This window comes from Oryzifoliimicrobium ureilyticum (assembly GCF_037199735.1).
Lineage (GTDB): Bacteria > Pseudomonadota > Alphaproteobacteria > Rhizobiales > Rhizobiaceae > Rhizobium > Rhizobium ureilyticus.
Genome location: NZ_JBBBVQ010000006.1, coordinates 91,687 through 116,271, shown reverse-complemented (window position 1 = coordinate 116,271; position 24,585 = coordinate 91,687). Strand labels below are relative to the sequence as shown.

The 24,585-nt window shown below is 55.8% G+C and carries 26 protein-coding genes; 9 read left to right on the top strand and 17 right to left on the bottom strand.

Features of this window, described 5'->3' with window-relative positions:
* The first annotated feature begins 98 nt into the window (after positions 1–98).
* The 5 genes from VQ830_RS10420 to VQ830_RS10400 all read left to right on the top strand — a co-directional run bounded on the left by VQ830_RS10420 (position 99) and on the right by VQ830_RS10400 (position 6,052).
* Entirely contained in the window at positions 99–248 is a 150-nt protein-coding gene (locus VQ830_RS10420; protein ID WP_337268035.1) for a hypothetical protein, read from the top strand.
* A gap of 79 nt (positions 249–327) precedes the next feature.
* The gene (gene rpsT / locus VQ830_RS10415; protein ID WP_337268034.1) at positions 328–606 is read left to right on the top strand and encodes a 30S ribosomal protein S20; all 279 of its coding nucleotides are present in this window, start codon (positions 328–330) and stop codon (positions 604–606) included.
* A gap of 834 nt (positions 607–1,440) precedes the next feature.
* Positions 1,441–2,994: a chromosomal replication initiator protein DnaA gene (dnaA, locus tag VQ830_RS10410; protein WP_337268033.1), complete on the top strand. Its 1,554-nt coding sequence runs from the start codon at positions 1,441–1,443 to the stop codon at positions 2,992–2,994.
* 723 nt (positions 2,995–3,717) lie between these two features.
* On the top strand, positions 3,718–4,557 hold the full coding sequence (locus VQ830_RS10405; RefSeq protein WP_337268032.1) for a hypothetical protein: 840 nt from the start codon (positions 3,718–3,720) through the stop codon (positions 4,555–4,557).
* Entirely contained in the window at positions 4,550–6,052 is a 1,503-nt protein-coding gene (locus VQ830_RS10400; protein WP_337268031.1) for an oligosaccharide flippase family protein, read from the top strand. Before VQ830_RS10405 ends, VQ830_RS10400 begins: the two co-directional genes overlap by 8 nt.
* A 66-nt stretch (positions 6,053–6,118) precedes the next feature.
* Here VQ830_RS10400 and hemW read toward each other — a convergent pair whose 3' ends face one another.
* The 4 genes from hemW to rph are packed head-to-tail and all read right to left on the bottom strand — an operon-like array spanning position 6,119 to position 9,117.
* Positions 6,119–7,309 carry a radical SAM family heme chaperone HemW gene (hemW, locus tag VQ830_RS10395; RefSeq protein WP_337268030.1) on the bottom strand — a complete coding sequence of 397 codons (1,191 nt, stop codon included), beginning with the start codon at positions 7,307–7,309 and terminating at the stop codon, positions 6,119–6,121.
* A 22-nt stretch (positions 7,310–7,331) separates the two neighbouring features.
* Positions 7,332–7,976, bottom strand: coding sequence for an RdgB/HAM1 family non-canonical purine NTP pyrophosphatase (gene rdgB, locus VQ830_RS10390; RefSeq protein ID WP_337268029.1), 645 nt, complete (start codon positions 7,974–7,976; stop codon positions 7,332–7,334).
* Between the two features lie 8 nt (positions 7,977–7,984).
* Positions 7,985–8,401, bottom strand: coding sequence for a VOC family protein (locus tag VQ830_RS10385; RefSeq protein WP_337268028.1), 417 nt, complete (start codon positions 8,399–8,401; stop codon positions 7,985–7,987).
* Positions 8,401–9,117 carry a ribonuclease PH gene (gene rph, locus VQ830_RS10380; protein WP_337268027.1) on the bottom strand — a complete coding sequence of 239 codons (717 nt, stop codon included), beginning with the start codon at positions 9,115–9,117 and terminating at the stop codon, positions 8,401–8,403. The genes VQ830_RS10385 and rph overlap by 1 nt, the downstream gene beginning before the upstream one ends.
* Before the next feature lie 126 nt (positions 9,118–9,243).
* Here rph and hrcA point away from each other — a divergent pair, with 126 nt between their 5' ends.
* Both hrcA and grpE read left to right on the top strand, forming a co-directional pair.
* A complete protein-coding gene (gene hrcA, locus VQ830_RS10375) occupies positions 9,244–10,332 on the top strand; it encodes a heat-inducible transcriptional repressor HrcA (protein ID WP_337268026.1) in 1,089 nt (362 codons plus the stop codon).
* 109 nt (positions 10,333–10,441) lie between these two features.
* Positions 10,442–11,083, top strand: a complete 642-nt coding sequence (gene grpE / locus VQ830_RS10370) for a nucleotide exchange factor GrpE (RefSeq protein ID WP_337268025.1) — start codon at positions 10,442–10,444, stop codon at positions 11,081–11,083.
* 77 nt (positions 11,084–11,160) lie between these two features.
* Here the strand turns inward: grpE and VQ830_RS10365 are convergent, their stop codons facing one another.
* The gene (locus VQ830_RS10365) at positions 11,161–12,105 is read right to left on the bottom strand and encodes a nucleoside hydrolase (RefSeq protein WP_337268024.1); all 945 of its coding nucleotides are present in this window, start codon (positions 12,103–12,105) and stop codon (positions 11,161–11,163) included.
* A 195-nt stretch (positions 12,106–12,300) separates the two neighbouring features.
* Here VQ830_RS10365 and VQ830_RS10360 point away from each other — a divergent pair, with 195 nt between their 5' ends.
* Together VQ830_RS10360 and VQ830_RS10355 are read left to right on the top strand one after the other, a co-directional pair.
* On the top strand, positions 12,301–12,732 hold the full coding sequence (locus VQ830_RS10360) for an Hsp20 family protein (RefSeq protein ID WP_337268023.1): 432 nt from the start codon (positions 12,301–12,303) through the stop codon (positions 12,730–12,732).
* A 123-nt stretch (positions 12,733–12,855) separates the two neighbouring features.
* The gene (locus VQ830_RS10355; protein ID WP_337268022.1) at positions 12,856–13,113 is read left to right on the top strand and encodes a BQ00720 family protein; all 258 of its coding nucleotides are present in this window, start codon (positions 12,856–12,858) and stop codon (positions 13,111–13,113) included.
* Positions 13,114–13,205: 92 nt separating this feature from the next.
* On the opposite strand, the gene VQ830_RS10350 is transcribed toward VQ830_RS10355, so the two are convergent.
* The 12 genes from VQ830_RS10350 to VQ830_RS10295 all read right to left on the bottom strand — a co-directional run bounded on the left by VQ830_RS10350 (position 13,206) and on the right by VQ830_RS10295 (position 24,585).
* Entirely contained in the window at positions 13,206–13,850 is a 645-nt protein-coding gene (locus VQ830_RS10350) for an HAD family hydrolase (protein ID WP_337268021.1), read from the bottom strand.
* 61 nt (positions 13,851–13,911) lie between these two features.
* Complete coding sequence (trmB, locus tag VQ830_RS10345; RefSeq protein WP_337268020.1) at positions 13,912–14,613, bottom strand: tRNA (guanine(46)-N(7))-methyltransferase TrmB; 702 nt, start codon at positions 14,611–14,613, stop codon at positions 13,912–13,914.
* Positions 14,610–15,860 carry a methionine adenosyltransferase gene (gene metK / locus VQ830_RS10340; RefSeq protein ID WP_337268019.1) on the bottom strand — a complete coding sequence of 417 codons (1,251 nt, stop codon included), beginning with the start codon at positions 15,858–15,860 and terminating at the stop codon, positions 14,610–14,612. Before metK ends, trmB begins: the two co-directional genes overlap by 4 nt.
* A 281-nt stretch (positions 15,861–16,141) precedes the next feature.
* Entirely contained in the window at positions 16,142–16,564 is a 423-nt protein-coding gene (locus VQ830_RS10335) for a helix-turn-helix domain-containing protein (protein WP_337268018.1), read from the bottom strand.
* A gap of 135 nt (positions 16,565–16,699) precedes the next feature.
* Positions 16,700–18,304, bottom strand: a complete 1,605-nt coding sequence (lnt, locus tag VQ830_RS10330; protein WP_337268017.1) for an apolipoprotein N-acyltransferase — start codon at positions 18,302–18,304, stop codon at positions 16,700–16,702.
* 252 nt (positions 18,305–18,556) lie between these two features.
* Complete coding sequence (locus tag VQ830_RS10325) at positions 18,557–19,732, bottom strand: transporter associated domain-containing protein (protein WP_337268016.1); 1,176 nt, start codon at positions 19,730–19,732, stop codon at positions 18,557–18,559.
* Positions 19,729–20,244 carry an rRNA maturation RNase YbeY gene (gene ybeY / locus VQ830_RS10320; protein ID WP_337268015.1) on the bottom strand — a complete coding sequence of 172 codons (516 nt, stop codon included), beginning with the start codon at positions 20,242–20,244 and terminating at the stop codon, positions 19,729–19,731. The genes VQ830_RS10325 and ybeY overlap by 4 nt, the downstream gene beginning before the upstream one ends.
* Positions 20,244–21,296, bottom strand: a complete 1,053-nt coding sequence (locus tag VQ830_RS10315) for a PhoH family protein (RefSeq protein ID WP_337268014.1) — start codon at positions 21,294–21,296, stop codon at positions 20,244–20,246. Before VQ830_RS10315 ends, ybeY begins: the two co-directional genes overlap by 1 nt.
* A 17-nt stretch (positions 21,297–21,313) precedes the next feature.
* Entirely contained in the window at positions 21,314–22,708 is a 1,395-nt protein-coding gene (gene miaB / locus VQ830_RS10310; RefSeq protein ID WP_337268013.1) for a tRNA (N6-isopentenyl adenosine(37)-C2)-methylthiotransferase MiaB, read from the bottom strand.
* 91 nt (positions 22,709–22,799) lie between these two features.
* Positions 22,800–23,600 (bottom strand): lyso-ornithine lipid O-acyltransferase, encoded by an 801-nt coding sequence (gene olsA / locus VQ830_RS10305; RefSeq protein ID WP_337268012.1) that lies wholly within the window; start codon positions 23,598–23,600, stop codon positions 22,800–22,802.
* A 27-nt stretch (positions 23,601–23,627) separates the two neighbouring features.
* A complete protein-coding gene (locus tag VQ830_RS10300; protein WP_337268011.1) occupies positions 23,628–24,056 on the bottom strand; it encodes a Fur family transcriptional regulator in 429 nt (142 codons plus the stop codon).
* 34 nt (positions 24,057–24,090) lie between these two features.
* Complete coding sequence (locus tag VQ830_RS10295; RefSeq protein ID WP_337268010.1) at positions 24,091–24,585, bottom strand: GNAT family N-acetyltransferase; 495 nt, start codon at positions 24,583–24,585, stop codon at positions 24,091–24,093.

Here is a 24,585-nt window from a genome sequence, read left to right as displayed (position 1 = left end):
TTCGGTTCGAAAATCGACACGTAGCGCGAGCTATCTGGTGAAAGACGTCGCTGAAAATCATTGGGCCGTTGCTGTGGAGCAGAAGCCTGAAAGACTTGATGCATTGTTTGCCAATGGATCAAAAGCTCTACATTCGCGCCATGGCGCGCGGCAACAACGCGAAATCCCTGAAAAAGCGCGTTGACGCAACCCGCCATTGGGAGTATATGCCCGCCCACGGTTCGGAAAGCCGTTCTGGCATTCCGTGATTGCTCCCTTATTACTCGATAGGTGGCCTTGGGCCCGCGGTGATGGCGGAGTTTGTTCGAATTTGTGAGAGAGGCATACATGGCCAATACAACTTCGGCGAAGAAGGCGACCCGCAAGATCGCTCGCCGCACCGCCGTCAATAAGGCGCGCCGTTCGCGCGTCCGTACCTACGTTCGCCAGGTCGAAGAAGCACTGGCATCGGGTGATGCAGCCAAGGCAAAGGAAGCTTTCCTGGTGGCTGAACCTGAGCTTGCTCGCGCTGCCAGCAAGGGCGTTCTTCATGCCAACACGGCATCACGTAAAGTGTCTCGCCTTGCTGCCCGCTTGAAGGCTCTTTCGACGTCTGTGAACGCGTAATTTTCGTCTACAAATTGCTGCGAAATTTTAGCCCGGTAACTTTACCGGGCTTTTTGCATTTTGCGCATACGACAATTTCATTGACTCATCAGCGTTATTTTCATGTCAGAGGCGTGACAAAAATTTTGTTTTTTTATCAATGTCTTACGGAAGGATATTGCGGTTCGGTAATGTTCTGAGGGTCGCCTTTTTGACCGAAAGAGAGTCAAGTCGTTTTTATTTTTTTTTGTTTTCGACCGTGGCAGTTTTGCAATTTTCGTGAATCCCCTTGATTCAACAGCGATTCTTTTTTGACGCTTGCGTGACGCCCGAAAACCCAGCTTAGAGTCAATGGCCGGCGCTTAATTTTGCGTAAAATTCATCGTTGATCTCCGAACACGATCCTGCGTAAATGACTTCCAACAGGGACGCCAATCTCACCTGCATGGTTGAGGCAAGACCACTGCCACGTCGGCAGGGCGTAGATTTCGTGTCCTTCTGTTCGGGGGCGGACTTGCTTTCGAGTTCATCATTCAAGACGGCGATTTGAGCCGTGGCCTTTGCCGCGGTGAAGGTATCGTTGTGCGTTTTTTTTGAAGTGATGCAATTAGGGCGTGTGAGGAGGGAAAAGCGTAGATCGGGCGGCAAACGTCCAAAGGGTACTGACGAGGGCCCGGCAGACATGGAAGGCGGAAGCGACAAACCTCAAAGGTGAGTTCTTCACCCGATTTTGCCAAACATAGTATTTGCGTGAACCGATAGGATAGCTCCATGAAGAGGCGGTCCTGTCATAACGGATAAATAATCGGGCGAAGCGCTAAAGCTGACGCCCGAGGGAAATTGGAAGGCGGCATAATGCAGTTGGAATCGATGGCGGCGGAAGCTTTGGATAATGACCAGGTTTCCGTGATTGGCTCTATTTGCCTTGAAGCGGCGGGGGAAAAGAGAGACATGAAGCAAGGCGTACTGTTCGAACGCGTCAGCGCTCGTCTGAAGGCACAAGTTGGCCCGGACGTCTATGCAAGCTGGTTCCAGCGTATGAAACTGCACTCCATATCGAAAAGTGTTGTTCGACTGTCGGTTCCGACAACCTTCCTGAAGGCATGGATCAACAACCGTTATCTCGATATCATCACCAGCCTGTTCCAGGCAGAAGATCCGGAAATTCTAAAGGTTGAAATTCTCGTTCGTACTGCCGCTCGGCCAATGCTGAAGCCGGTGGAAGAGCCGGCAACACAGTCCGAGCCGGTCACCGTCAACCTTGCCCAACGCCGTCAGAGTTTGCAGTCCGCTGGCCAGTTCACACAAAACGTGGTTGCTGCCGCCGCGACGAACCGTCCAGCGGCGCCGACCTCCGGCCAGCCGCTCTTCGGTTCTCCGCTCGATCCCCGTTATACGTTCGATAGTTTCGTAGAGGGCAGCTCCAACCGCGTTGCGTTGGCAGCTGCCAAGACGATTGCCGAGGCTGGCCAAGGCGCAGTACGTTTTAATCCGCTCTTCGTGCATGCCAGCGTCGGGCTTGGGAAGTCGCACTTGCTGCAGGCGGTTGCCAATGCAGCCGTTGCCAATCCCCGGAGCCTTCGCGTCGTTTATCTGACCGCCGAATATTTCATGTGGCGTTTTGCAACGGCTATTCGCGACAACGATGCGCTGACGCTGAAGGACTCTCTTCGCAATATCGATCTCTTGATCATCGACGACATGCAGTTCCTGCAAGGTAAGATGATCCAGCACGAGTTCTGCCATCTCCTGAATTCCTTGCTCGACAGTGCAAAGCAGGTGGTCGTCGCGGCTGACCGCGCGCCCTGGGAGCTTGAATCTCTCGATCCGCGTGTTCGCTCGCGTCTTCAAGGGGGCGTTGCCATTGAGCTTGATGGCCCTGATTACGAGATGCGGCTTGAGATCCTGAAGCGCCGGCTTGCTGCTGCGCAGCAGGAGGATCCTTCCTTGGACATCCCGCTCGATATTCTTTCGCATGTTGCCCGCAGCGTGACGGCAAGCGGCCGTGAACTTGAAGGCGCCTTCAACCAGCTCGTCTTCCGCCGGTCGTTTGAGCCCAATCTCAGCATCGAGCGGGTCGATGAACTCTTGGCTCATCTGGTCGGTGCGGGTGAACCTCGCCGCGTCAGGATCGAGGACATCCAGCGCATCGTGGCTCGTCACTACAATGTCTCGCGTCAGGAGCTGGTTTCGAACCGGCGCACCCGCGTCATCGTCAAGCCGCGCCAGATTGCGATGTATTTGTCGAAGACGCTCACGCCGCGGTCGTTCCCGGAAATCGGCCGTCGCTTTGGCGGTCGCGACCACACGACGGTTCTGCATGCGGTGCGTAAGATCGAGGAACTGATCTCCGGCGACACGAAGCTGTCGCATGAGATCGAGCTTCTGAAGCGCCTCATCAACGAGTAGCAGTCTGCATATTGCTGAATGATGAGCGGCGTTTGCGCACTTGATTGAGTGCGCAAACGCCGCTTTTATTTATTTTATCCGATCTTTGTTCGCTTCGTTCGACAGGCATGAACTGCGCAACGCGCTGAAGTGTGCTTTTTCATCTCGACAATGGATAAGGCATGGCCGCTGCTCATCGGTTTTTCACCCGCAATTTGTCCGAATCTAGATCAGTGCCTCAATCACAGCGAGCAGCGCTTTCCCACAAGCCCTAGGCGACGCACCTATGCCGGACGCGTTTTCCTCCGTACTTCTTCAGGGCCGCAGAAATGAGGTCCCCGCATCTGCAAATGCAATCGCTTAGACGTCGGCACGAGTGGCGCGAGAGCATATGCCAATAAATTCAAAGAAGTAGTCTGAGAGTGATGAGCGCCCGTGCAAATGGTACGGATGCGTGGAAATTCGTCTTGCTCAGGAATGATAAAGGGATATCTAAATTAAAATATACTATAAAAGGAAGTATAGATTCATTTCAGCAACCTACTTTAAGTAGTTATTCGGATTAGACATTAAAAAGTCATACTATTACAGTTATAAAAGACGTGATAACGCCTATGATTGTTTATTGATTCTTAATTACTCGGATGCTTCAAACAGAACTGTGGCGATAAAAGTATTTTAGGTTCAGCCGATACTCTCTCGCCCACCGCTTCAGGCATCCAAACATCATTTTGAGAGGTCTGGATGCTGCTGCATAAATTCCCCAAAAGCAGATTGATGGACGTGAATATGTTTTGGATCGGCAAGGCGCTTGGGCCGATCGAAGCTGCCTCCATGCGCTCCTTCCTTCAATCAGGACACCGCGTCAATCTGTTTACGTATGGCGAGGTAGAGGGCGTCCCGAAAGAGGTGTCGCGTCATGAAGCGAGCGCTCTGTTGCCTTGGGGCAAGGCTCGTAATCTGAGATATGGCAAAAACGGCTCCTATGCTCTTGCGGCCGATTATTTCAGGCTGAAGCTCCAACGCGAGGGGCTGGGCTTTTGGTCCGATGCAGACATGATTTGCTTGAGACCCATCGCGTTGAGCGGCGATTACATTGCAGGCCGACAGGACGATGAGTTCATCAACAACGCCTTCTTTTACATGGATAGGCATCATCCTCTGCTGACGGAGCTGCTTGATCTATTTGAGCGCGACGACATTCCCGAATGGTTGAGGATCAAGGCCTGGAGCCGCTTCAAGATCCGTTTGCACGTCCTGGCGGGTCGCCCCCTAGCATCCATGATGCCTTGGGGAACGCATGGCGTTACGGCCTTTACCAAACTTTCGAAGAAGCTCGGGGTCGAACCGCTCGCCCCAGCCGCTTTTTATCCTTTGCATTACCGGGATGCCGAAAAGCTTTTGGATCCAGCTTTTGACGTTGATAGCGTCATCACACCGCAATCTTATGCCTTGCACCTGTGGAATGAGGTCATAAAAAAGCACCCCTCATACAGCAAGCCGCCTTCAGGCTCGTCGCTGGACAAGCTTTTGATCCGTTTCGGTGAAGAGACTTCAAGGAATTCGGCAATCGCCAATGTCTGAAATGAAAGAAAAAGATCTTGCCGGCGACGTGACGCGCGCGACCGTACGCGCTTCCATGTGGACGGTCGCTGCAAGGTGGGCTGTGCGCGGGCTATCCTTGGCAAGCACGATCATTCTGGCGAGACTTCTTGCGCCCAGCGACTTTGGAACCTTGGTGGTTGCGATTCTTGTCGCCGGGTTGCTCGACGCATGCTCGCAGTTCGGCTTCAACGAATTGCTGATCCAAAAGCAGACGGACGATGAAGCCTATTATCACACGGCTTGGACGCTGAATGCCATTCGAGGCCTTTTGATCTTTTTGATCCTGGTCCTGATCGCGCCCTCTGCCGCCGCTTTCATGAATGAGCCCAATGCCACGGGATTGATCTATGCGGTGTCGTTTATCTCACTGCTGGATGGTTTTGGCAGCACGAAGATCATCACCATTCAAAGGGACTTTAAGTTCTCGATCTATTTCACCCTGCAGACCGCCGAAAAGGTGCTGACGTTTATTTTGACGATCGGCGCGGCCTACGTTCTGCACAGCTACTATGCCTTCGCTTTCGGATTGGTCGCAGGTGGGATCTTTCGTCTCGTGACATCCTACATCGTGGCGCCGATGAAAATCAGGCTCTCGTTCCTTCATTTTGGCGAGGTTTTCCAGTTTTCGCGATGGATCATCGCGAGCAACATCCTGCTTTATTTTTCCCAGAACTGGGATGCAGCGATCGTTGGAAAGAATCTCAGCGCAGACCAACTGGGGCTCTATAAGGTCAGCAAGGACATCGCAATCATTCCGGCCGCCGAGACGATGGGGCCTCTCTCGGTCGCGCTGTTTCCTGCCTTCGCGCATTTGCGAAACGACATCGAGGGGATGCGGACCCTGTTTTATCGCTGGCAGTCCGCCACCCATTATATTCTCATTCCGGCCATTGTCGGCATCGCTTTGACGGCCAACGAACTGGTGCCGGTCATGTTGGGCGACAAGTGGCTGGCCGCGACGCTCTCCATCAAGATCGTGTCGATCGCCTATGCGGTGAACGTCTTCTGGCTTTGGCCCACGCCGATCTACAGCGCCATCGGCCGACCAAACCTCGCTCTTTATGAGCGTGTGATCTCCGTCCTCGCCGTGCTCGTCATGGTCACGCTCGGCGTCTACTATTTCGGCCTGCTCGGCGCGTCTTCAGCCTTAATTGCTGCCAATATCATCACGGCCTCCGCCCAATATGTCATGTTGCGGCGCATCATGAAGATCTCCATCCAGGAAACCTTCGTACAGAACTGGCGCGCCTATGTGGGGCTCGCAGCACTTATCGTCGCCGTTCAGTCGGTGGCAGGCCCACAAAATGCAGTTCTTCTGTTATCGCTGAAGGTCGTGATAGGTGTGCTTGTCTATGCCGCCGTCTGCTTCCTGCTTTGGCTGTTGCGTGGAAGACCGTCTGGCTTTGAGGCTTTGGCTCTCGACCTTTCCGCCAAGTTCTTCACCAGACTGGGCCTTAGGCCGCGGGCCTTATAATATTTTTCAGGCCCGGAGCTCTACGGCCATCTCTGCTGAGGCAGTTTGAGTGCAGGTGGTCTGTCGTCAGCAGGCGAGGTCTGCGACGACGGAATCGAGAATGAGCATGCCTGAGGGCGTGCAGCGCAGCCGAGAATTGCCGATGCGCTCGACAAAGCCGTGGGACAGCAACATCTCTTCTCGCCTTGGATCGAGGTCGCGGCCGGAAAGCTGTTGCCAGCGCGCAAGATCGACGCCCTCGCGAAGCCGCAGGCCCATCAGCAGCAATTCATCTGCTTGTTCATCATAGCCAAGCCGTTCCTGATCGATGATCCCGTGGCCATGCTCTTCCACAAGCGAGAGCCAGGCTTCCGGGTTGCGCTCCGTGGCGGTGGCAATCTTTTCCGACCCCCGTGACAATCGGCCATGTCCTCCCGGCCCTAAGCCTGCATAGTCGCCATAACGCCAATAGGTGAGATTGTGACGGCTTTCTGCGCCGGGTTTGGCATGATTGGAAACTTCATAGGCCGGTAAGCCATTGGCCGCCGTAATCGCCTGCGTCGCTTCATAGAGCAGAGCGGAGTGATCGCCATCGGGAACGATGAGCTTGCCGGCCTTGTGCAGACCGTAAAACGGCGTGCCTTCCTCGATGGTCAATTGGTAGAGCGAAAGATGATCGACCGCATAAGACATGGCCTCGATCAATTCAGCCTCCCAGTCAGCCACCGTCTGGTTGGGCCTGGCATAGATCAGGTCGAACGACATGCGCGGAAAAATCTCGCGGGCGAGCCGGATGGCTTTCAGGGCATCTTCGACATTGTGCAGGCGACCGAGAAATTTCAGATCCCGGTCATTGAGAGCCTGAACGCCCAGCGACACACGATTGACCCCAGCAGCACGGTAGCCACGGAAACGCTCTGCTTCCACGCTGGAAGGATTGGCCTCCATAGTGATCTCGATACCGTCTGGAACATGCCAATGTTCCGCAATCGATTGCAGAATGGTGTCGACCGTCTCCGGCTTCATGAGTGACGGCGTTCCGCCGCCGAGAAAGATGCTCGTGACGGTTTTGGGGCCGCTCATCTGCCGGGCAACCGAGATTTCCTGCTGGAACGCCCTGGCAAAGCGTTCCTGATCGATGGCCTGATGCCGTACATGGCTGTTAAAGTCACAATAGGGGCACTTAGCGGCACAAAATGGCCAGTGGACATAGACACCAAAGCCGGGATCGCCCGTGTCCTTTAACAAGCCGCCGTCTAGCACCGTATCTTGCGGCATATCCAGAATATCCACTGCTCGTTCAAAGCTCCAGGCAGGTCTCTACAAAGATCTTGAAGGCCCGCGCACGATGCGAAAGAGCGACGGGATCGCCGGGCCGCCAACCATGCTTTTCCTCCGCACTCATTTCGCCGAAGGTTCGTTCATGACCGAGAGGTTGAAAAACGGGATCATATCCAAAACCCTGCGTGCCTCGCGGCGGCCAAACGACCAGACCTTCGACCTCACCCCGAAAAAACTCAGTATGGCCGTCCGGCCAGGCAAGGCAAAGCACACTGACGAATCGTGCCGTCCGCTGTTCCGGCTTCGTTGCGCCGGCATCCTGCAAAGCGGTTTCGACCTTTTGCATCGCCATCGCGAAGTCGCGCGTGCCGTCCGCCGTCTCGGCCCAATTGGCGGTGTAGACGCCGGGTCGGCCACCCAGCGCATCGATAACGATCCCGGAATCATCCGACAAAGCCGGCATCCCGGCGGCCTTGGCCGAGGCGAGTGCCTTGATGGCAGCGTTCTCTTCGAAGGTCGTTCCCGTTTCGTCAGGTTCGGCGAACTTCAGCTCTGCGGCAGACTTTGCCGAAAACCCGAGAGGTCCAATGAGATCTTCGATTTCACGGATCTTGCCGGCATTGTGACTGGCGACAACGATTGTTTTGGTATCGAGTTTGCGCATTCCAGTTCCTATACGATGCCCCAGATGCGGGCTTCAGCGCATTCCAGGCTATTGCCGGCCGGGTCGCGGAAATAGATCGACCGGCCGCCATTTGGCCATGATACGCGCGATTCAATGAGAATGCCCGCAGCTTCGAGCCTTATTGCAATCCGATCGAGGTTTTCGGCCGAAACGCGAAAACATATATGCCCCTGGCCTCTTGTGCCGTGAGGAGGGACCTGAAGCGCATCTTGTTCCGGCGGCTTCACCGTTTCGTTCGGATTGAAGATCAGCAGCATACCGTTGCCGCTGCGGTAGAAGACATGTCTATCGTCGGCGCGGCTGACTTTCTCAAGCTCCAGAATATGTCCGTAGAAATTTTCCGCCGCATCGAGATCTTCGGCATAAAGCGCCGTCTCCAGAATGCCTTCCAGCATGTCCCGCATCAGCCAATTGCCTGCTTCTGCAGATCGACCAATTCACGGATACCCGCCTTTGCCAGGCCCATCAATGACGAAAACTGATCTTCGCTAAAAGGCGCGCCCTCGGCCGTTCCCTGGATTTCCACGATACCGCCGGCCCCTGTCATGACAAAGTTCGCGTCCGTTTCTGCCGCAGAATCTTCCAGGTAGTCGAGATCGATGACAGACTGTCCTGCAAAGATACCGCAAGAGATTGCTGCAACGTGGTCCTTCAAGACCCGATCGATCTTGATCATGTTGCGGTTTTCCATCCACTTCAGGCAGTCGTGGAGCGCGACCCAGCCGCCGGTGATCGAGGCCGTGCGGGTTCCCCCGTCAGCCTGCAGCACATCGCAATCGATCGTAATCTGCCGCTCACCCAATGCTGTGAGGTCGACGACTGCGCGCAGCGAGCGGCCAACCAGGCGCTGAATTTCCTGCGTACGGCCGCCTTGCTTGCCGGCGGCTGCCTCGCGCTTAGTCCGCTCGCCTGTCGCACGGGGCAACATGCCATATTCGGCAGTGACCCAGCCCTTGCCGGAATTGCGCAGCCACGGCGGCGTTTTTTCTTCCAGGCTTGCGGTGCACAGCACGTGCGTGTCGCCAAATTTGACGAGACAGGAGCCTTCGGCATGTTTGGCAAAGTTGCGCTCGAACGAGACTTTGCGCATTTGGTCGGTCTTTCTGCCTGATGGCCGCATCCGTCGTCTCCTTATTTCGTTGCGTGCCTTCTACGATTGAGCGCGTTCATTTGCAAATTCCCTTTTCATCGGCGGCCGCGAATGACTATATTTCGTGGAAACAACAAAAGGAGTTCCAAAGGCCTCATGGGTTTTAGAACGACGCAGGGTTCGGAGACTGTGATTCCGCTGGACGAGCGCTCAAGGGAGATCTTTCGTCGTATCGTTGAAGGCTATCTGGAAAACGGGGAGCCGCTCGGTTCGCGCAACCTTTCCCGCCTCCTGCCCATGTCGCTCTCGCCGGCATCCGTGCGCAACGTGATGAGCGATCTCGAGGAATTGGGCCTCATCTATTCCCCTCATATCAGCGCCGGGCGTTTGCCGACGCAGATCGGTTTGCGCTTCTTCGTCGATGCCTTCATGCAAGTCGGGGACCTTTCGCCGGAAGAACGGGCAACTATCGACCGGCAGATGCGGATCGACGGGCGTGATAAGCCTCTTGAATCGGTGATGAACGATGCCAGCAGCATGTTGTCGGGCATTTCGCGCGGTGCGGGCTTGGTCATCACGTCAAAAAGCGATCCGGTTCTCAAACATGTCGAATTCATTCGGCTCGAGCCAACGAAAGCGCTCGCCATTCTTGTCGGTGACCATGACCAGGTCGAAAATCGTATTATCGAGCTGCCGGCCGGAACGACGTCGGCGCAGCTCGTTGAGGCCGCCAACTTTTTGAATGCCCACATGACGGGGCAGACCTTGTCCGAGTTCCGGCAACAGCTCAGTCGGCTCAAGGACGATGTGCGCCGCGAGCTCGATACGTTGTCCCAGGAACTGATCGAGCGAGGGATTGCTGTTTGGGCCGGAAGCGCTGAGAAAGAAAAGCCGGCCCAACTGATCATCCGCGGCCGCGCCAATCTTCTGGAAGGGCTCGACGGCGCTGAAGATATTGATCGCTTACGCATGCTGTTCGACGATCTCGAACGCAAGGATAGTCTGATCGAGCTCCTCAACTTGGCCGAAAGCGGATCCGGAGTACGCATCTTCATTGGCTCGGAGAACAAGCTGTTTTCCCTGTCCGGTTCCTCGCTGATCGTTGCGCCCTATCGCGACGAGGATGAGCGGATCGTTGGCGCCGTTGGCGTGATCGGGCCGACGAGGCTCAACTATTCGCGCCTCGTTCCCATGGTGGACTATACGGCGCAGCTTATTTCACGCCTGTCGAGAGGCGGGCATTAGCGTCAATTTCACGCTTGTTCCGTCTTCTTGCTCACGCGGACTTGATTTTTCGAAAATGAAGCTCGATATCGGGCCCAACCCCTTTGACATCTGATAACCGGAGAGCGTCATGACTGACGAAACGACGAAAAACGGACCTGATGCCGCCGCGGCGGAAGCTGCAGCCGACGCGGCCGCGAACGTCGAGCAAGAAACTGCTGCACAGGAACCTGAGGCGGCGAGTGAACCCGATCCGCTGGATGTCCTGAAAGCGGAAAATTCCGAACTCCGCGATCGCTATCTTCGCCTTGCTGCCGAGATGGATAATTTGCGTCGGCGCACCGAACGCGACGTGAAGGATGCAAAGTCCTATTCCGTCGCAGGTTTTGCACGCGACATGCTGGCGGTTGCCGACAATTTGCGTCGTGCGCTTGATGCTATTCCCGCTGAGGCAAAGGAAGCTGGCAATGCCGGTCTTCAAAGCTTGATCGAAGGCGTAGAGATGACGGAACGCTCGATGTTGGGCGCCCTTGAGAGACACGGCGTCCGTCAATTGGACGCTGTCGGACAGAAGTTCGACCCGAACTTCCATCAAGCCATGTTCGAAGTGCCGAACCCGGATGTGCCGAACAATACGGTCGTTCAAGTCGTCCAGGCCGGATACACCATTGGCGAGCGCGTGTTGCGCCCCGCCATGGTCGGCGTCGCCAAAGGCGGCCCGAAGATCGACCAGGATGCGGGCAACTCCTACCTCGATCAGAAAGACGCGTGATCATTTAAGATCAAAGCAAGCTTAAAGCCAGAGCGCGATCCGGCGAGCCCGGCTCGCGCTTTTTTCGTAACGGCTCGTCAGATCCGGGCAAATCGCTCGATCAAAAGATCAAAGAAGCCGTCCGCATCGACGAACCGCATCACCTTGGCATTGCGCTTGCGATCGGTGACATGCCACCAGTCGACGACGGTCATGCCTTCAGTGAGTTCCGACTTAGTTTCAATTTCGACATTGCACTCACGTCCGCTGAACAGCTCAGGTTTCAAGAGATAGGCAATGACGGTCGGATCATGCAGTGGCCCGCCGTCCGAGCCATACTTCTCCACGTCGAAGCGCTCGAAGAATTCGAGCATCTCCACCATGGCCTTGGCTGGCGGCGTTCCAATCTCCGCCATCCGGCCTACGCGGTCCTTGCGGGTGAGAAGCTGATGTGTCACGTCGAGCGGCATCATCACGATCGGGACCCCAGATCGGAAGACGATATCGGCAGCTTCCGGATCGACATAGATATTGAATTCCGCAGCGGGCGTGATGTTGCCCCCTTCAAAAAAGCCGCCGCCCATCATGACGAGTTCCCTGATGCGCGATACGATGTCCGGTGCCTTTTCAAAGGCAAGGGCGATATTCGTTAAAGGCCCAAGCGTGCAGAGCGTGACACTCCCCTCTTCCTCGCGGCGGATCGTATCAACGATGAAATCGACGGCATGGCCTTGCTGAAGCGCCATGGTCGGCTCCGGCAGAACAGGACCATCGAGACCCGTTTTTCCGTGCACATGCTCGGCGGTCACCAGTTTGCGCTTGATCGGCTTGTCGGCCCCGGCAAAGACTCTCGTATCGGTGCGCCCGCAAAGTTCGCAGATGATGCGCGCATTGCGGCTCGTATAAGAAAGCGGCACATTGCCGGCAACAGCCGTAATCCCGAGTATCTCGATTTCGCTCGGGCTGCCGAAGGCCAGCATGATTGCGGCTGCATCGTCCTGACCGGGATCCGTATCGATAATGATCTTCCGCAAACTGCTCATAGTTCTCACCCTTTCATCGATTTCAACGCAGCCACGCCATGCATGATCATCTTGATTGAAAGGCACCGAAGCCTTTGTCAAGGCGCGCTTCCTGAAAGGGATATCTTGCGCTGGCGACTCAAGCTTCCCATATTGGTCCGGTCTGGATGCTTGCAGAAAGGTCCGGAAAGGTCGCTTGGATCAAGGACTTGAAAAATGAGCCGTATGACACCTTTTGCCAGCCCGCTGCTGCTGGGCTTCGACGCCATGGAAAAGACGCTTGAGCGGATTTCCAAAGCGAGCGACGGATATCCTCCGTACAATATTGAACGCGTTTCTGCAAATCCTGAAACAGGTGCGCCTGAACGGCTTCGCATCACCTTGGCCGTTGCAGGCTTTTCCGAGGATGAGCTTGAGGTCACCACCGAAGAAAACGAGCTTGTCATTCGCGGGCGTCAATCTGACCAGACCGAACGCGATTACCTTTATCGAGGTATCGCATCGCGCCAGTTCCAGCGCATATTCGTGCTTGCCGATGGCATTCGCGTTTTGGGTGCAAGTTTGAAAAATGGCTTGCTGTCGGTTGATCTTATTCGACCCGAACCGGCACGTATGGTGAAGAAAATTAACATTTCAGTTCCACAGTAGGACGATGGTTGCATTTGCGCCGTCCGATGCATAGTCGATCGCCGTGGTGGCGACGCTATGCGGGAAACAAAGAATACTGCGCCGGTGTTTCGGCGCAGATGTCCCTCTGGTGGAGGTGAAGGAATGTTGATGAAACACGCAAATGCCGGTCTGACCAAGGCCGAGCTCGCCGGAATTGGCAATGGAGAGGTTGCCTATATCCGCAAAATCCGCACAGAAGACGTATCCCGTTGCTTTCCTGAGGCTCCGGATATCGAACCAGGCGTCGATTTGTGGGCCCTGTTCGGCGCAGATGGCACGCCCATCCTGCTGACGGATAATCGCTCCAGCACCTTCTTCAAAGCGGCAGAGGACGAACTGAAAACTGTCAGCCTGCACTAATTCTGATATTGCGTGCGAATGAACGCGGCGGTCTCTCGCCGCGAGCATTTTGCGCGGCGATCGCGCAGCATAAGGCGTGGTGCCCTCAAGTTTCAGGGAGATGACCGTATCAGCCAACGTGTGAGCGATGTGAGATCGTCAGCAACAAAGTCCGCGGCCCTTGCTGCTTCCTCATGGCGAAGAAGGGCGGCCCACGGACCGCGACGCAGCCAAACAGCTGTCATTCCTTCTTGTTTTGCAGGCCCAATGTCATTGACCGGATGGTCGCCGACATAACATATTTCCCTTGGTAGAAGGCCGCTTTCCTGCGTAATACGGTTGAAAAACTCCAGGGACGGCTTTTGAAAGCCCCATCTTCCAGACGAACCGACAAGATCAAGCTTGATGTTCATGCTGGAGATGCACGTCTCGCATTCTGCTGGCTGATTGCCGGCAATGCCGATCTTGAAACCGGCGGTTCGCAGGTCCGATAAGCACGCCGCAACATCAGGATAGAAATCCTCGGCAACGATCTTGTACGTCCAGCCCGACGCCGAACGTCGTGCCACAGCCTCTGGGTGGCTGATCTGAGCAAGAAGCGGGAAAACCTCGCGATGCGAGCGACCGGTGGCAATCATCCCGCCAAGAACAGCGGAAAAAGTAAATTCCGGCACCCCGAGCCAAGCAGCCCATTCGCGCCAGTGCCGTGTTTCGTTGACGAGCGTTTCGCCGACATCAAAGACGATGAGCTTGATCATGCCGAGATGTCTATCCCAAAAACGATCAGCCCGGCGGACTATTGAGCAAAGCTTGAACGTATCAGAGGCGACGGAATGTCAAATAGGCAGAAGAGCGACCTTCACGCCTTGCCTTGGCTTCATAGCGCGTGCTCGGCCAGTTCTCGTAAGGTGTCAACCAGTCGGCAGAGTTGCGCGCCATCCATTCGAAGCCCTCATGGGCGTCGCACTTCAGCAAGGTCCAGTTAACGTAAGTATCGATGTCCGATGCAAAGCAAAAAAGCCCGCCCGGCTTCAGGACGCGGTGGAAACGATCGAGGTTTGTCTTCGAGACAAACCGGCGCTTCCAATGTTTCTTTTTCGGCCAGGGGTCGGGGTAAAGCAGATCGATATGATCGATCGAATTGTCCGGTAGCCAATCGAGGAGTTGCGTTGCATCATCGTCATAGACGCGCAGATTGTCGAGGCTATGAGATTCAGCCGATGCCAGCAGCTTCTGCATCGAATTGACGAAAGGCTCAACGCCGATGAAACCGGTGCGAGGCAATTCGAGAGCGCGATGGATGAGATGCTCGCCGCCGCCAAATCCGATTTCGACGCGCACATGTTCGACATCGGCGACGAACAGCGTTTCGATCTGTCCGGGCGATGGCTCGGACAAATCGATGCGGAAGCGTGGGAGTAGCGTTGTGAGCTTTTGCGCCTGTTGATCACGCAGAGCTTTGCCTTTGCGGCGACCGAAGAAAGCTTCGGTCGCGCGCCCACGACGCTCCATATCCGTCATGCTGCTTCCTTGGTCTTCACAGCTTCCTTCAGGGCCTTTACGAGATCGGTCCGTTCCCATGCAAAGGAGCCGTCACGGCCTGCCTTGCGGCCGAAGTGGCCATAGGCGGAGGTCTTTGCATAGATCGGCCGGTTAAGATCGAGGTGTCGACGAATGCCCGTTGGCGACAGATCCATATTCTTGCGGATTGCTGCTTCCACCTGATCCTCAGACACCTTGCCGGTTCCGTGCAGGTCGACATAGATCGACAGCGGCTGTGCAACGCCGATCGCATACGAGAGCTGGATCGTGCACTTGTCGGCAAGGCCGGCGGCAACCACGTTCTTGGCAAGATAACGCGCCGCATAGGCAGCCGAACGGTCAACCTTCGTCGTGTCCTTCCCGGAGAAGGCACCGCCACCGTGCGGGGCTGCGCCGCCGTAGGTATCGACGATAATCTTGCGGCCTGTGAGGCCGGCGTCACCGTCAGGGCCGCCGATGACAAATTTACCGGTCGGATTGATGTACCATTTGCAGCTGTCCGAAATCGGCAGATCGGCCAGAGCCTCTCGAATGTAAGGCTCTACGACCGCACGGACTTTCTTGGAGTCCCAGCTATCATCGAGATGCTGTGTCGAAAGAACGATCGAAACAACTTCAGCGGGCTTGCCGTCGGCATAGCGTACTGTAACCTGGCTCTTGGCATCGGGGCCGAGCTTTGCGACCTCTCCGTCGCCCTTCTTGCGCGCGGCGGCGAGAAGCTGGAGGATACGATGTGAATAGTAGATTGGAGCCGGCATCAGTTCCGGGGTCTCGCGGCAAGCATAACCGAACATGATGCCCTGGTCACCAGCGCCTTCATCGCCTTGCTGGTCGGACGCGTTGTCGACGCCCTGTGCGATGTCGGCAGACTGCGAATGCAGGAGCACGTCAATCTTGGCCGTCTTCCAATGGAAGCCGTCCTGCTCATAACCAATGTCCTTGATCGCACGGCGAGCGGCGGTCTTGAACTTGGCAGGATTGATGACGTCGTTGCCGTTCTTGTCCTTTTTCATAAGGCTGGGAGGCAGACGGACTTCACCGGCGATCACGACCCGGTTGGTCGTGGCCAAGGTTTCGCAGGCAATGCGCACCGACCATGGATTAACGCCCGTCTTTACCGCTTCCCGATAAACCAGATCGACGATCTCGTCTGAAATACGGTCGCAAACCTTGTCAGGATGACCTTCGGCTACGGATTCACTGGTAAAAAGATAATTTGCGCGCATTCCGGGATTTCCCTCAAAGAACAAAAAGCACCGCTGTAGGTACCGACTCCCGAAGTAAAATACAAGGACATAAATATATCTTTATATCAATCGCGGGTTTCCGATCTTCCTTGCTATGGTTGGATAAGTTCGTGGCCGTATGGTTGACAGAAGATTTCATGCGCATCGCACGCTCCCGGCAGGAAAGATCGCAGTGTTTCCAGCGCATAAAAAAAGCCGGTCCACGGTGTGGGCCGGCTTAGGAGAAAGAGCGCAGGAGAAATAAGCACCCGCGGTGGGTGTCAATCGGTCTCTGCCTCTGTGCCCAAAGCTTTCACAAGTTCCACGATGCGACGACGCACCTTGGGGTCGTTGATCTTGAGAAAGGCCCTGTTGAGCTGCAGTCCTTCGGAAGAGGACAGGAAGTCTACGACATGATTTGATCCGCTCGGACCGTCGGTCTGAGCGTTCATCATCTCGGAGGTTTCGCCGGGCGCGTTTTCAAAGAAAAAAGAAACCGGAACACTCAAAATGCTTGAAATATTCTGCAAACGGCTCGCGCCGACGCGGTTTGTGCCTTTTTCGTATTTTTGAATTTGTTGGAACGTGATCCCAAGGCTTTCGCCAAGCTTTTCCTGGCTCATGCCAAGCATTGTACGCCGAAGCCTAATCCGACTGCCGACATGAATGTCAATGGGATTTGGCCTCTTCTTATTTTCAATCATTTGTGGTGCCCTAGCAGTAATATGAACATGAGAGGAAGGGTCATCCATATGCGTGATTACCTTTTCCCGTGGCCAGCAGGACCCCCGGGCCTGCCTAGCACTACAAAATCACTATGCAATTTTAGGGTATTTTGGTCAATTCGCTCTCGAAATAAACCCGAAACGCCCGAGCAGTGCTCCAACCGTCAAAAAGACTTCAATCAACCCAAAATTGAGTCCACGATTGGTGTTGAGAGAGTTGGGCGCCGATAATCCCCTCAAGGTTGCGTCTGCATAGCCTGTCTCGTTCAGCGGCAAACCTGTTGATATCTCGCCGTACTTATCGACAAGGGCCGAAATGCCGTTGTTCGCATCGCGAATCAACGGCAACCCCGTCTCGACGGCTCTCAAACGCGCCTGCAGAAAGTGCTGATACGGTCCCGGCGTATCACCGAACCAAGCATCGTTCGTTACGTTCAAGATGGCGTTGGCCTGCTGAATTTCAGGACCAAATTCACCGGGAAAGATCGCTTCGTAGCAGATGACAGGGTAAAGCTTCAGGCCGGACGGAAGGGTCAGAAGATGCCGGCTCGCCGCAGCGGAAAACCCGCCAGGTATCTCCACGATGTTTCTGATGCCGAAAGCATCGAGCAGGTTCTCGTAAGGCACGTACTCCCCGAACGGGACAAGATGGACCTTGTCGGACGCGCTCAAGATCTGGCCGCGCCCATCGATGACATAGATGGAGTTGTAGTAGCGCGCCGGGGCGCCGGGCATCGGTTCTTCGACACGTACCGCACCGGTGATCAAAATTTGATTGTCATCCAGCGCATCGGCAATCATCGTCAGCGCGTCCTTATTATCCGTCAAGATAAAGGGTAGGGCGGTTTCCGGCCACACGATGATATCGGGCTTGCGCCCGCCGTTTGCCGGTTGTGCCGTGGATAGTTTTAAGTGCTTTTCGAAGATGGCTTTCCGGTCAGCATCTGTGTCCATTTTATCGGACTGGTCGATCGACGGCTGAACCAGCCGTATGACGGTCTCGCTGCCGGATTCATCTGATTCCGGCTTTGCGGCCAGATGAAGCCTGAAGAAACCGTAGCCGATATGGGCCGCGAGCAGGATCACGGCCACGGTCATTCCAACACGGACCCCTTGCCGCGTCCACAACAAGGCAGGGGCAGAAAAGACGAAAACCGCCAATGACGTAATGCCAAGGATCCCGACCAAATGGGCCGACTGCATCATGATTGGAATTGGCGTCATCCCATAGCCGATCATGTTCCAGGGAAAACCCGTCAGTATGAAACTGCGCAGCCACTCGCAGATCCCGAAAGCTGCAGCAAGCGAAGCGATGCGGCCGGCGCCCTCCGACCAAAATATGCGCGCCAGCATCGCTGCGAGCCCATAAAAGATCGCCAGGATCGCTGGCAAGCCGAGGATCGCGAGGGGTAGCGCCCAAAGAAACTCATCGGCATCGATCAGCAGGGCATGTCCCAGCCACCAAAGTCCCGCCACGAAATAGCCGAAGCCGAACAGCCAACCGGTCGAAAAGGCTGAGCGAAGATTGCCGAACGCACCGCTGTTGGGCGCGGCAGCCGTGCCATCCATCAGCCAGACCAGCAAGGTAAAAGAGACGAACATGGCGGCAAAAAAGCCGATTGGCGGTAGGGCGAGGACACCGACAGCGCCCGCGAAGATGCATAAAAGTACCCTCTTGGCTCCCCAAGCAAGGATTACCCTATCAGACAGCCGCCGCATCCTCGCCCCTTCAAGATCGAATCATTTTGGCCGCAGTCTTTCAAAAAACCGGTCGTTTGTCCTCAACTCGGGATCTGTTGCATGGACGTGCCTCTACTTGCCGCATAATGCGCGACCGCCGGACGGTTGAGCCGAGGCAAGCAAAACAATCTGCACAAATCTTGGCAAGAAAAATGCCGCTCCAAGGATGAAGCGGCATATGATGATTGAACGAACTGCCTCGCCGGACGTCTCTTGGCAAGGACGACCAAGCTAGTTGATCGTCGGACGTGAGACCTTGTCTTCCGATGCGGCGAGGTCGGCTTCCGGTTCGCCGGAACCTTGATTTTCGCCTTCCACCTTCGCTCGGCGACGCAGGATGGCATGACGCTTGCGGATAATGCGCACGCGTTTGATCCGTCTTGGATCGGCATCGAGAATATTGAACTCGAAATCAGGCACCGCCTGCACGACTTCACCACGCACCGGAATACGGCCAAGTTCCGAAAAGATCAGACCGCCAAGCGTGTCGACGTCGTCGATTTTGTCGCTGATATCGAAATCGGGGCCGATAGCCTCGGCGATTTCCTCAAGCTCGACACGCGCATCGGCGACGAAAATATCGTCGGAAACGCGTTTGAACATGACTTCTTCGTCGTCATGCTCGTCGTCAATATCGCCAACGACCATTTCGACGATGTCTTCGTGAGAGGCCAGTCCGTCGGTGCCGCCATATTCGTCGATTACGAGCGCCATCTGTGTTCGGTTTGCCTGCATGCGCCGCAGAAGGTCTGACGCTAACATCGAGGGAGGAACAAACAGAATTTTTCTGATGATGCCGGCCTCGACGAGCGTCTTCTGCAAGTCGACTCGAGCCAGATCAAAATCGGCCTTCGGTGTGCGCGGCGCGCGCACCGGCTTCGGCGCCACGGTTTCGCCCACAACCTTTTCGGCTTGCGCACCATTAGCTTTGGTCGCCCGGCCTCGCCTTTTGTTGCGTGCCTGCCGGGCGATGTACGACATCAGGTCGCGAATATGGACCATGCCGCGCGGATCATCGAGCGTTTCGGAGTAAACCGGCATACGTGAGCGCCCGCTTTCTTCGAACAGGATCATCAATTCGCCGATAGTGATATTCTGCTCGACGGCTTCGATGTCGGCCCGGGGCACCATGACGTCGGCCACGCGGACCTCCCGAAAACGAAGGATATTGTTGAGCATCGCCCGCTCTTCGGGCGAAAAGGCGTCGTCACCGGTTGAGGTGGCCATCAAGGCGTCAGCAAGATCCTCACGAATGCGAGATCCGTGCTGTGGACGCAGGATGCGGGCCGCGCGTGCCCAGAAAGAGGTTGATTTACCGGGTTGCCGGCTACTACTGCCAACCTCATCAGAGGAGGCTTGATCGGATTCCCGGCCTTCAGTCGCCGGTTTGATGGTAAAGTCGCTCATGGTTCCATTTTAAGGTCTTGACCCTCGTATGGGTCAGATAGGCCGAGTTCCGCGAGAATGCGAGTCTCCAGCCGCTCCATAATCTCGGCTTCGGCATTATTCATATGGTCGTAGCCGAAGAGATGCAAGAAACCGTGCACCATTAGATGCGTCAAATGATCATCGAAGCTCTTGTCCAGCTCCGCGGCTTCGCGCTCCACGGTTTCCCGGGCAATAACGATATCGCCAAGCATAGGCCCGGGCTTTTCTCCAGGCGCAATCGGAAAGGCGGGAAAAGACAGGACATTGGTCGGTTTGTCCTGCCCGCGCCATTCGGTATTGATCGCGCGAATGGACACGTCATTCGTAAAGACAAGCGAAAGCTCAGGCGAGACATCAGGAAATTTTTGCTTTTCCTGGAGCCTCAGATGACCGGCAGCTGTCTCAAGGACCTTTACGGCCATCGCTTGAAGATGCTCTTCCGGTGGCCAGCCATCTTCTTCGATGCTCAGCTGAATGTCGAGAAGCGCCATCAGCTCTCTCCGGCGCCGCCCTCTGGACCGCCGATCGGCGTAGCGTCATAGGCACGCACGATGCGCGCGACGAGCGGATGACGCACGACATCGGCATCTTTAAATCTGACCACCGATATACCCTCAACGCCGGAAAGAAGCTGAAGCGCTTCGACCAATCCCGACTTAACGCCGCGCGGCAAATCGATCTGGCTCGGATCGCCGGTAACGATCATTCGGGCATTCTCGCCAAGACGCGTCAGAAACATCTTCATCTGCATGGACGTGGTGTTCTGAGCCTCGTCGAGAATGACGGCGGCATTGGCAAGGGTACGACCACGCATGAAGGCCAGAGGTGCAATTTCGATGACGCCAGCAGTAATTGCGCGTTCGACCTTGTCGCCAGGGATCATATCGTAGAGCGCATCGTAGAGCGGACGCAGATACGGGTCGACTTTCTCCTTCATATCACCTGGCAGGAAGCCGAGGCGCTCGCCTGCTTCCACGGCGGGCCGAGACAGAATGATCTTTTCAACTGCGCCACGTTCCAGAAGCTGGGCTGCATGGGCAACCGCAAGATAGGTCTTGCCGGTACCGGCCGGTCCCACTCCGAAGACGAGTTCGGATCGCTCAAGCGCGCGGATGTAAGCGTCCTGGGTCGGCGTGCGCGCAACGATCGTCTTCTTGCGCGTGGAAATCTGTCCCATCGTCAATTTGGCTTTTTTCTCCATTGTTGGCAGGCTCAGCTGATCGTCAGCCGCGACTGCCATGCGGATGGCGCCTTCCACGTCGGATCTTTCGACGCTGCCGCCTTTTTGCAGGCGATCATAGAGGTAGTCGAGAGTGCGTCTGGCCTGATTGGTGGCCACGATATCACCGGTAATGACCACCGAATTTCCTCGGGCGCGAGCATCGATATGAAGGCGCTCCTCGAGTAGTTTCAAGTTTTGGTCGAACTGACCGAACAACTCGCTCGCAAAGCGATTGTTCTCGAACGTCAGGACGAATTGGTTGGCGTCGGGCGAATTGCGGGAATTGCGCGGTGATGAAGAAACCAATTCCTGTCCGTTCAAGCGGTCTTGCTCCTCGATTAGGCTCCCAGCGGTTCGGCGAACAGACTGTTCGTTCCGATTCCCGTGATTCGCACTTTAATAATCTCACCGATTTGAGATGCTTTTGCATCAACATTCACGGACTGCAGCCAGGGAGAGCGCCCAATAATTTGGCCAGGCATCCGGCCGGGCTTTTCGAGAAGCAGGTCGATTTTTTTACCAACGCAAGATTCGTTGAATTCGCGCGTCTGCTTCAGAAGAAGCGCTTGCAACCGATCCAGCCGCTCTGCCTTTTTCTCTTCCGGCACTTGGTCCTTCAAATCCGCGCCGGGCGTTCCTGGCCGCGTCGAATATTTAAAGGAGTAGGCTTGCGCATAGCGCACCTCCTCCACAAGCCGCATTGTATCCTCAAATTCCTGATCTGTCTCCCCAGGAAAGCCAACGATAAAATCGCCTGCCATGGCGATGTCAGGCCTTGCCTCGCGGATGCGCTCGATTAGCCGCAGATATTCATCCGCGGTGTGCCGTCGGTTCATTGCCTTGAGAACCCGGTCGGCTCCCGCCTGGACCGGAAGGTGAAGATAGGGCATTAAGGCGCGCAGCTCGCCATGAGCGGCAATCAGCCGGTCATCCATGTCACGCGGATGGCTCGTCGTATAGCGAAGGCGAGCAAGGCCGGGAACGTCGGCGAGGCGATAAAGGAGGTCGCCCAGGCTCCAGGCTTCGCCTTTCGGGCCAGTTCCATGCCAAGCATTCACATTTTGGCCGAGAAGAGTGATCTCTCGCACGCCTGCCGCAACCAACTGCTCAGCTTCGGCGACAATTTGATGAACCGGGCGAGAGACTTCAGAGCCGCGCGTATAGGGCACGACACAGAAGGTGCAGAACTTGTCGCATCCCTCCTGAACGGTCAAAAAGGCCGTAACGCCGCGCGCCCGGATCTTTGTGGGTTCAGCCGCCGGCAGGTGCTCGAATTTATCTTCGATCGCATAATCGGTATCAACGATCCGCTCACCTTGCCGGGCCTTTCGCAGGGCTTCGGGCAACCGGTGATAAGTCTGCGGGCCGATGACGACATCGACTGCCGGCGAGCGGCGAAGAATTTCCTCACCCTCGGCTTGCGCAACACAGCCCGCGACACCGATGACGACGTCACGACCTTCGCCGGCCTTGCGCTTCTTCATATCGCGCAGGCGCCCGAGCTCTGAATAGACCTTGTCAGCCGCCTTTTCACGGATATGGCATGTATTCAGCAGAACAAGATCCGCATCTTCTGGATCGCTCGTCGGTTCGTATCCGTCACGCGCGAGCGCATCGCTCATCCGGGTGGAGTCGTATACGTTCATCTGACAGCCGTAAGTCTTGATATAGACTTTGCGGCTGTTCGAAAGGGGCGTCGCGGACGCCTCGTTGATGGTTGTCTGGTCGGTCATGGCGGCTATGTATCGTTTTTTCAGGGCTAGAAAAACGGAAATCTGCTGGAGCCGGTGCGAAAGATGCCGAATCCCGAGGGCAGTATTTCAGTCATGTCAATGGTGCGCGACCCCGTAGCATGTTCACAAGCATGCCGTTGATGCGCTGTGCGATCGTGGCACTCACCGCTTTGCGGTTCGAATCCTTTTTGTATTCAATCGCATCGCCGAAAGCGACTTCAACGTCGATGGCGCCGTGGCGCAGGATTTCCTTGAGGTGGGGCCACATCTCTACGTCTCCCGGCCAGGCGGCTATAGGCCGGTGATATTTTCCCATCGGCAGTCCCTGGACACGCGTATAGGCGACGGCAACAGGTTGAACGGCAACGAAAGCACCTTTGGCCGGAGGAATAGCCATGGCTGCTGCCCCGAACAGCGAGGACTTGACCTCGAGAAGGCGGTTTCCATCCGAGGTCGTTCCCTCCGGAAACAGCACCACGATCTCACCTGCCGCCATACGAGAGGCAATTTCGCTCGCTTGCTGACCCGTCTTGCGCTTTTCCTCTCGCACGATGAAGACGCTTTTCTGCAGTTTTGCCAGCGTTCCGAAGATCGGCCAGCCACCCACCTCGATTTTGGCGATAAAGGCTACATCGGCCACGGCCGATAGAACGAGAATATCCATCCAGGAGGAATGATTGGCGCACAGCATTAACGGACGGCGGTGATCGGGCGAGCCATGAACGTGAATGCGGATCCCCAGACTGGAGCAGACGATGCGATGCCAATAGCGTGGCAAATAGCGCCGCAGACGCCAGTCAAATCGCAGAGCCAACAATTGCCAAGGCATCAGCAAAAGGCTGGCAAGACAAATGATGATCCCTGCAAAGGCAACGCGCACCCACGCAATCAAGAATGAGACTCCTGCACCGGCATGGGATCAGGCTTCATCCTTCTTGAGCGGCACGCCATAAAGTTCGAGCCGATGATCGATCAGCTTGAAACCGTACTCGCGGGCAATCCGCTCTTGCAGCGCTTCGATTTCCGGTGAGCGAAATTCTATAACGGCACCGGTTTTGAGATCGATAAGATGATCGTGATGTTCCTCGGGTACCGTTTCATAGCGAGAGCGGCCATCGCGAAAATCGTGTCTGGCAATAATGCCTGCATCTTCAAAAAGCTTGACCGTGCGATAAACGGTGGAAATGGATATGCGAGCGTCTACCTTGACCGAGCGACGATAGAGTTCTTCGACATCAGGATGATCTTCGGATTCCTCGAGAATCCGAGCGATGACGCGGCGCTGATCGGTCATGCGCATGCCGCGTTCCGCGCAAAGCTCCTCAAGGGTCTTGGTCGCCTCAGTCATGTGAACTTTCGCTCGTCCTTCGTTCAAGAAGGCACTAGCGAAGAACGCGGCGCATGACAAGCGCGGTGGAGACAGCACCACTGGCATCCTTGTAGTAGCCCTTGCGTTCTCCCACCTTTTCAAAACCAAGGCGATGATAGAGGCCGAGCGCGGCGACATTGCCGGCATCGACCTCAAGAAAAATCGTCTCAGCACCCCTTGATCGGACTTCCCGAAGCGCGGCCTGCATCAGACGCCAGCCGAGCCCGCACCGAGCGACCTTTGCCTGAACGGCAAGCGTCAGGATTTCGGCTTCGCCAGCAGCTTCCCTGCACAAGACGAAGCCTGGCAATGGCTTCTTCAACAGCGCGTTCGTCTGCCGTGCAACATAGCCGAACACGCCTTCCTGGCTAAGCAGGCCGTGGAACTCACCGTCTCCCCAGCCGCGTGCAAAGCGTTCCGCATGCAGTGCGGCGATCGCAGAGCAATCCGCCTTGTCGATAGGGACGATTTCAAACTCAGGTTTTAGTGTCAGATAGGCTTCCAGCAT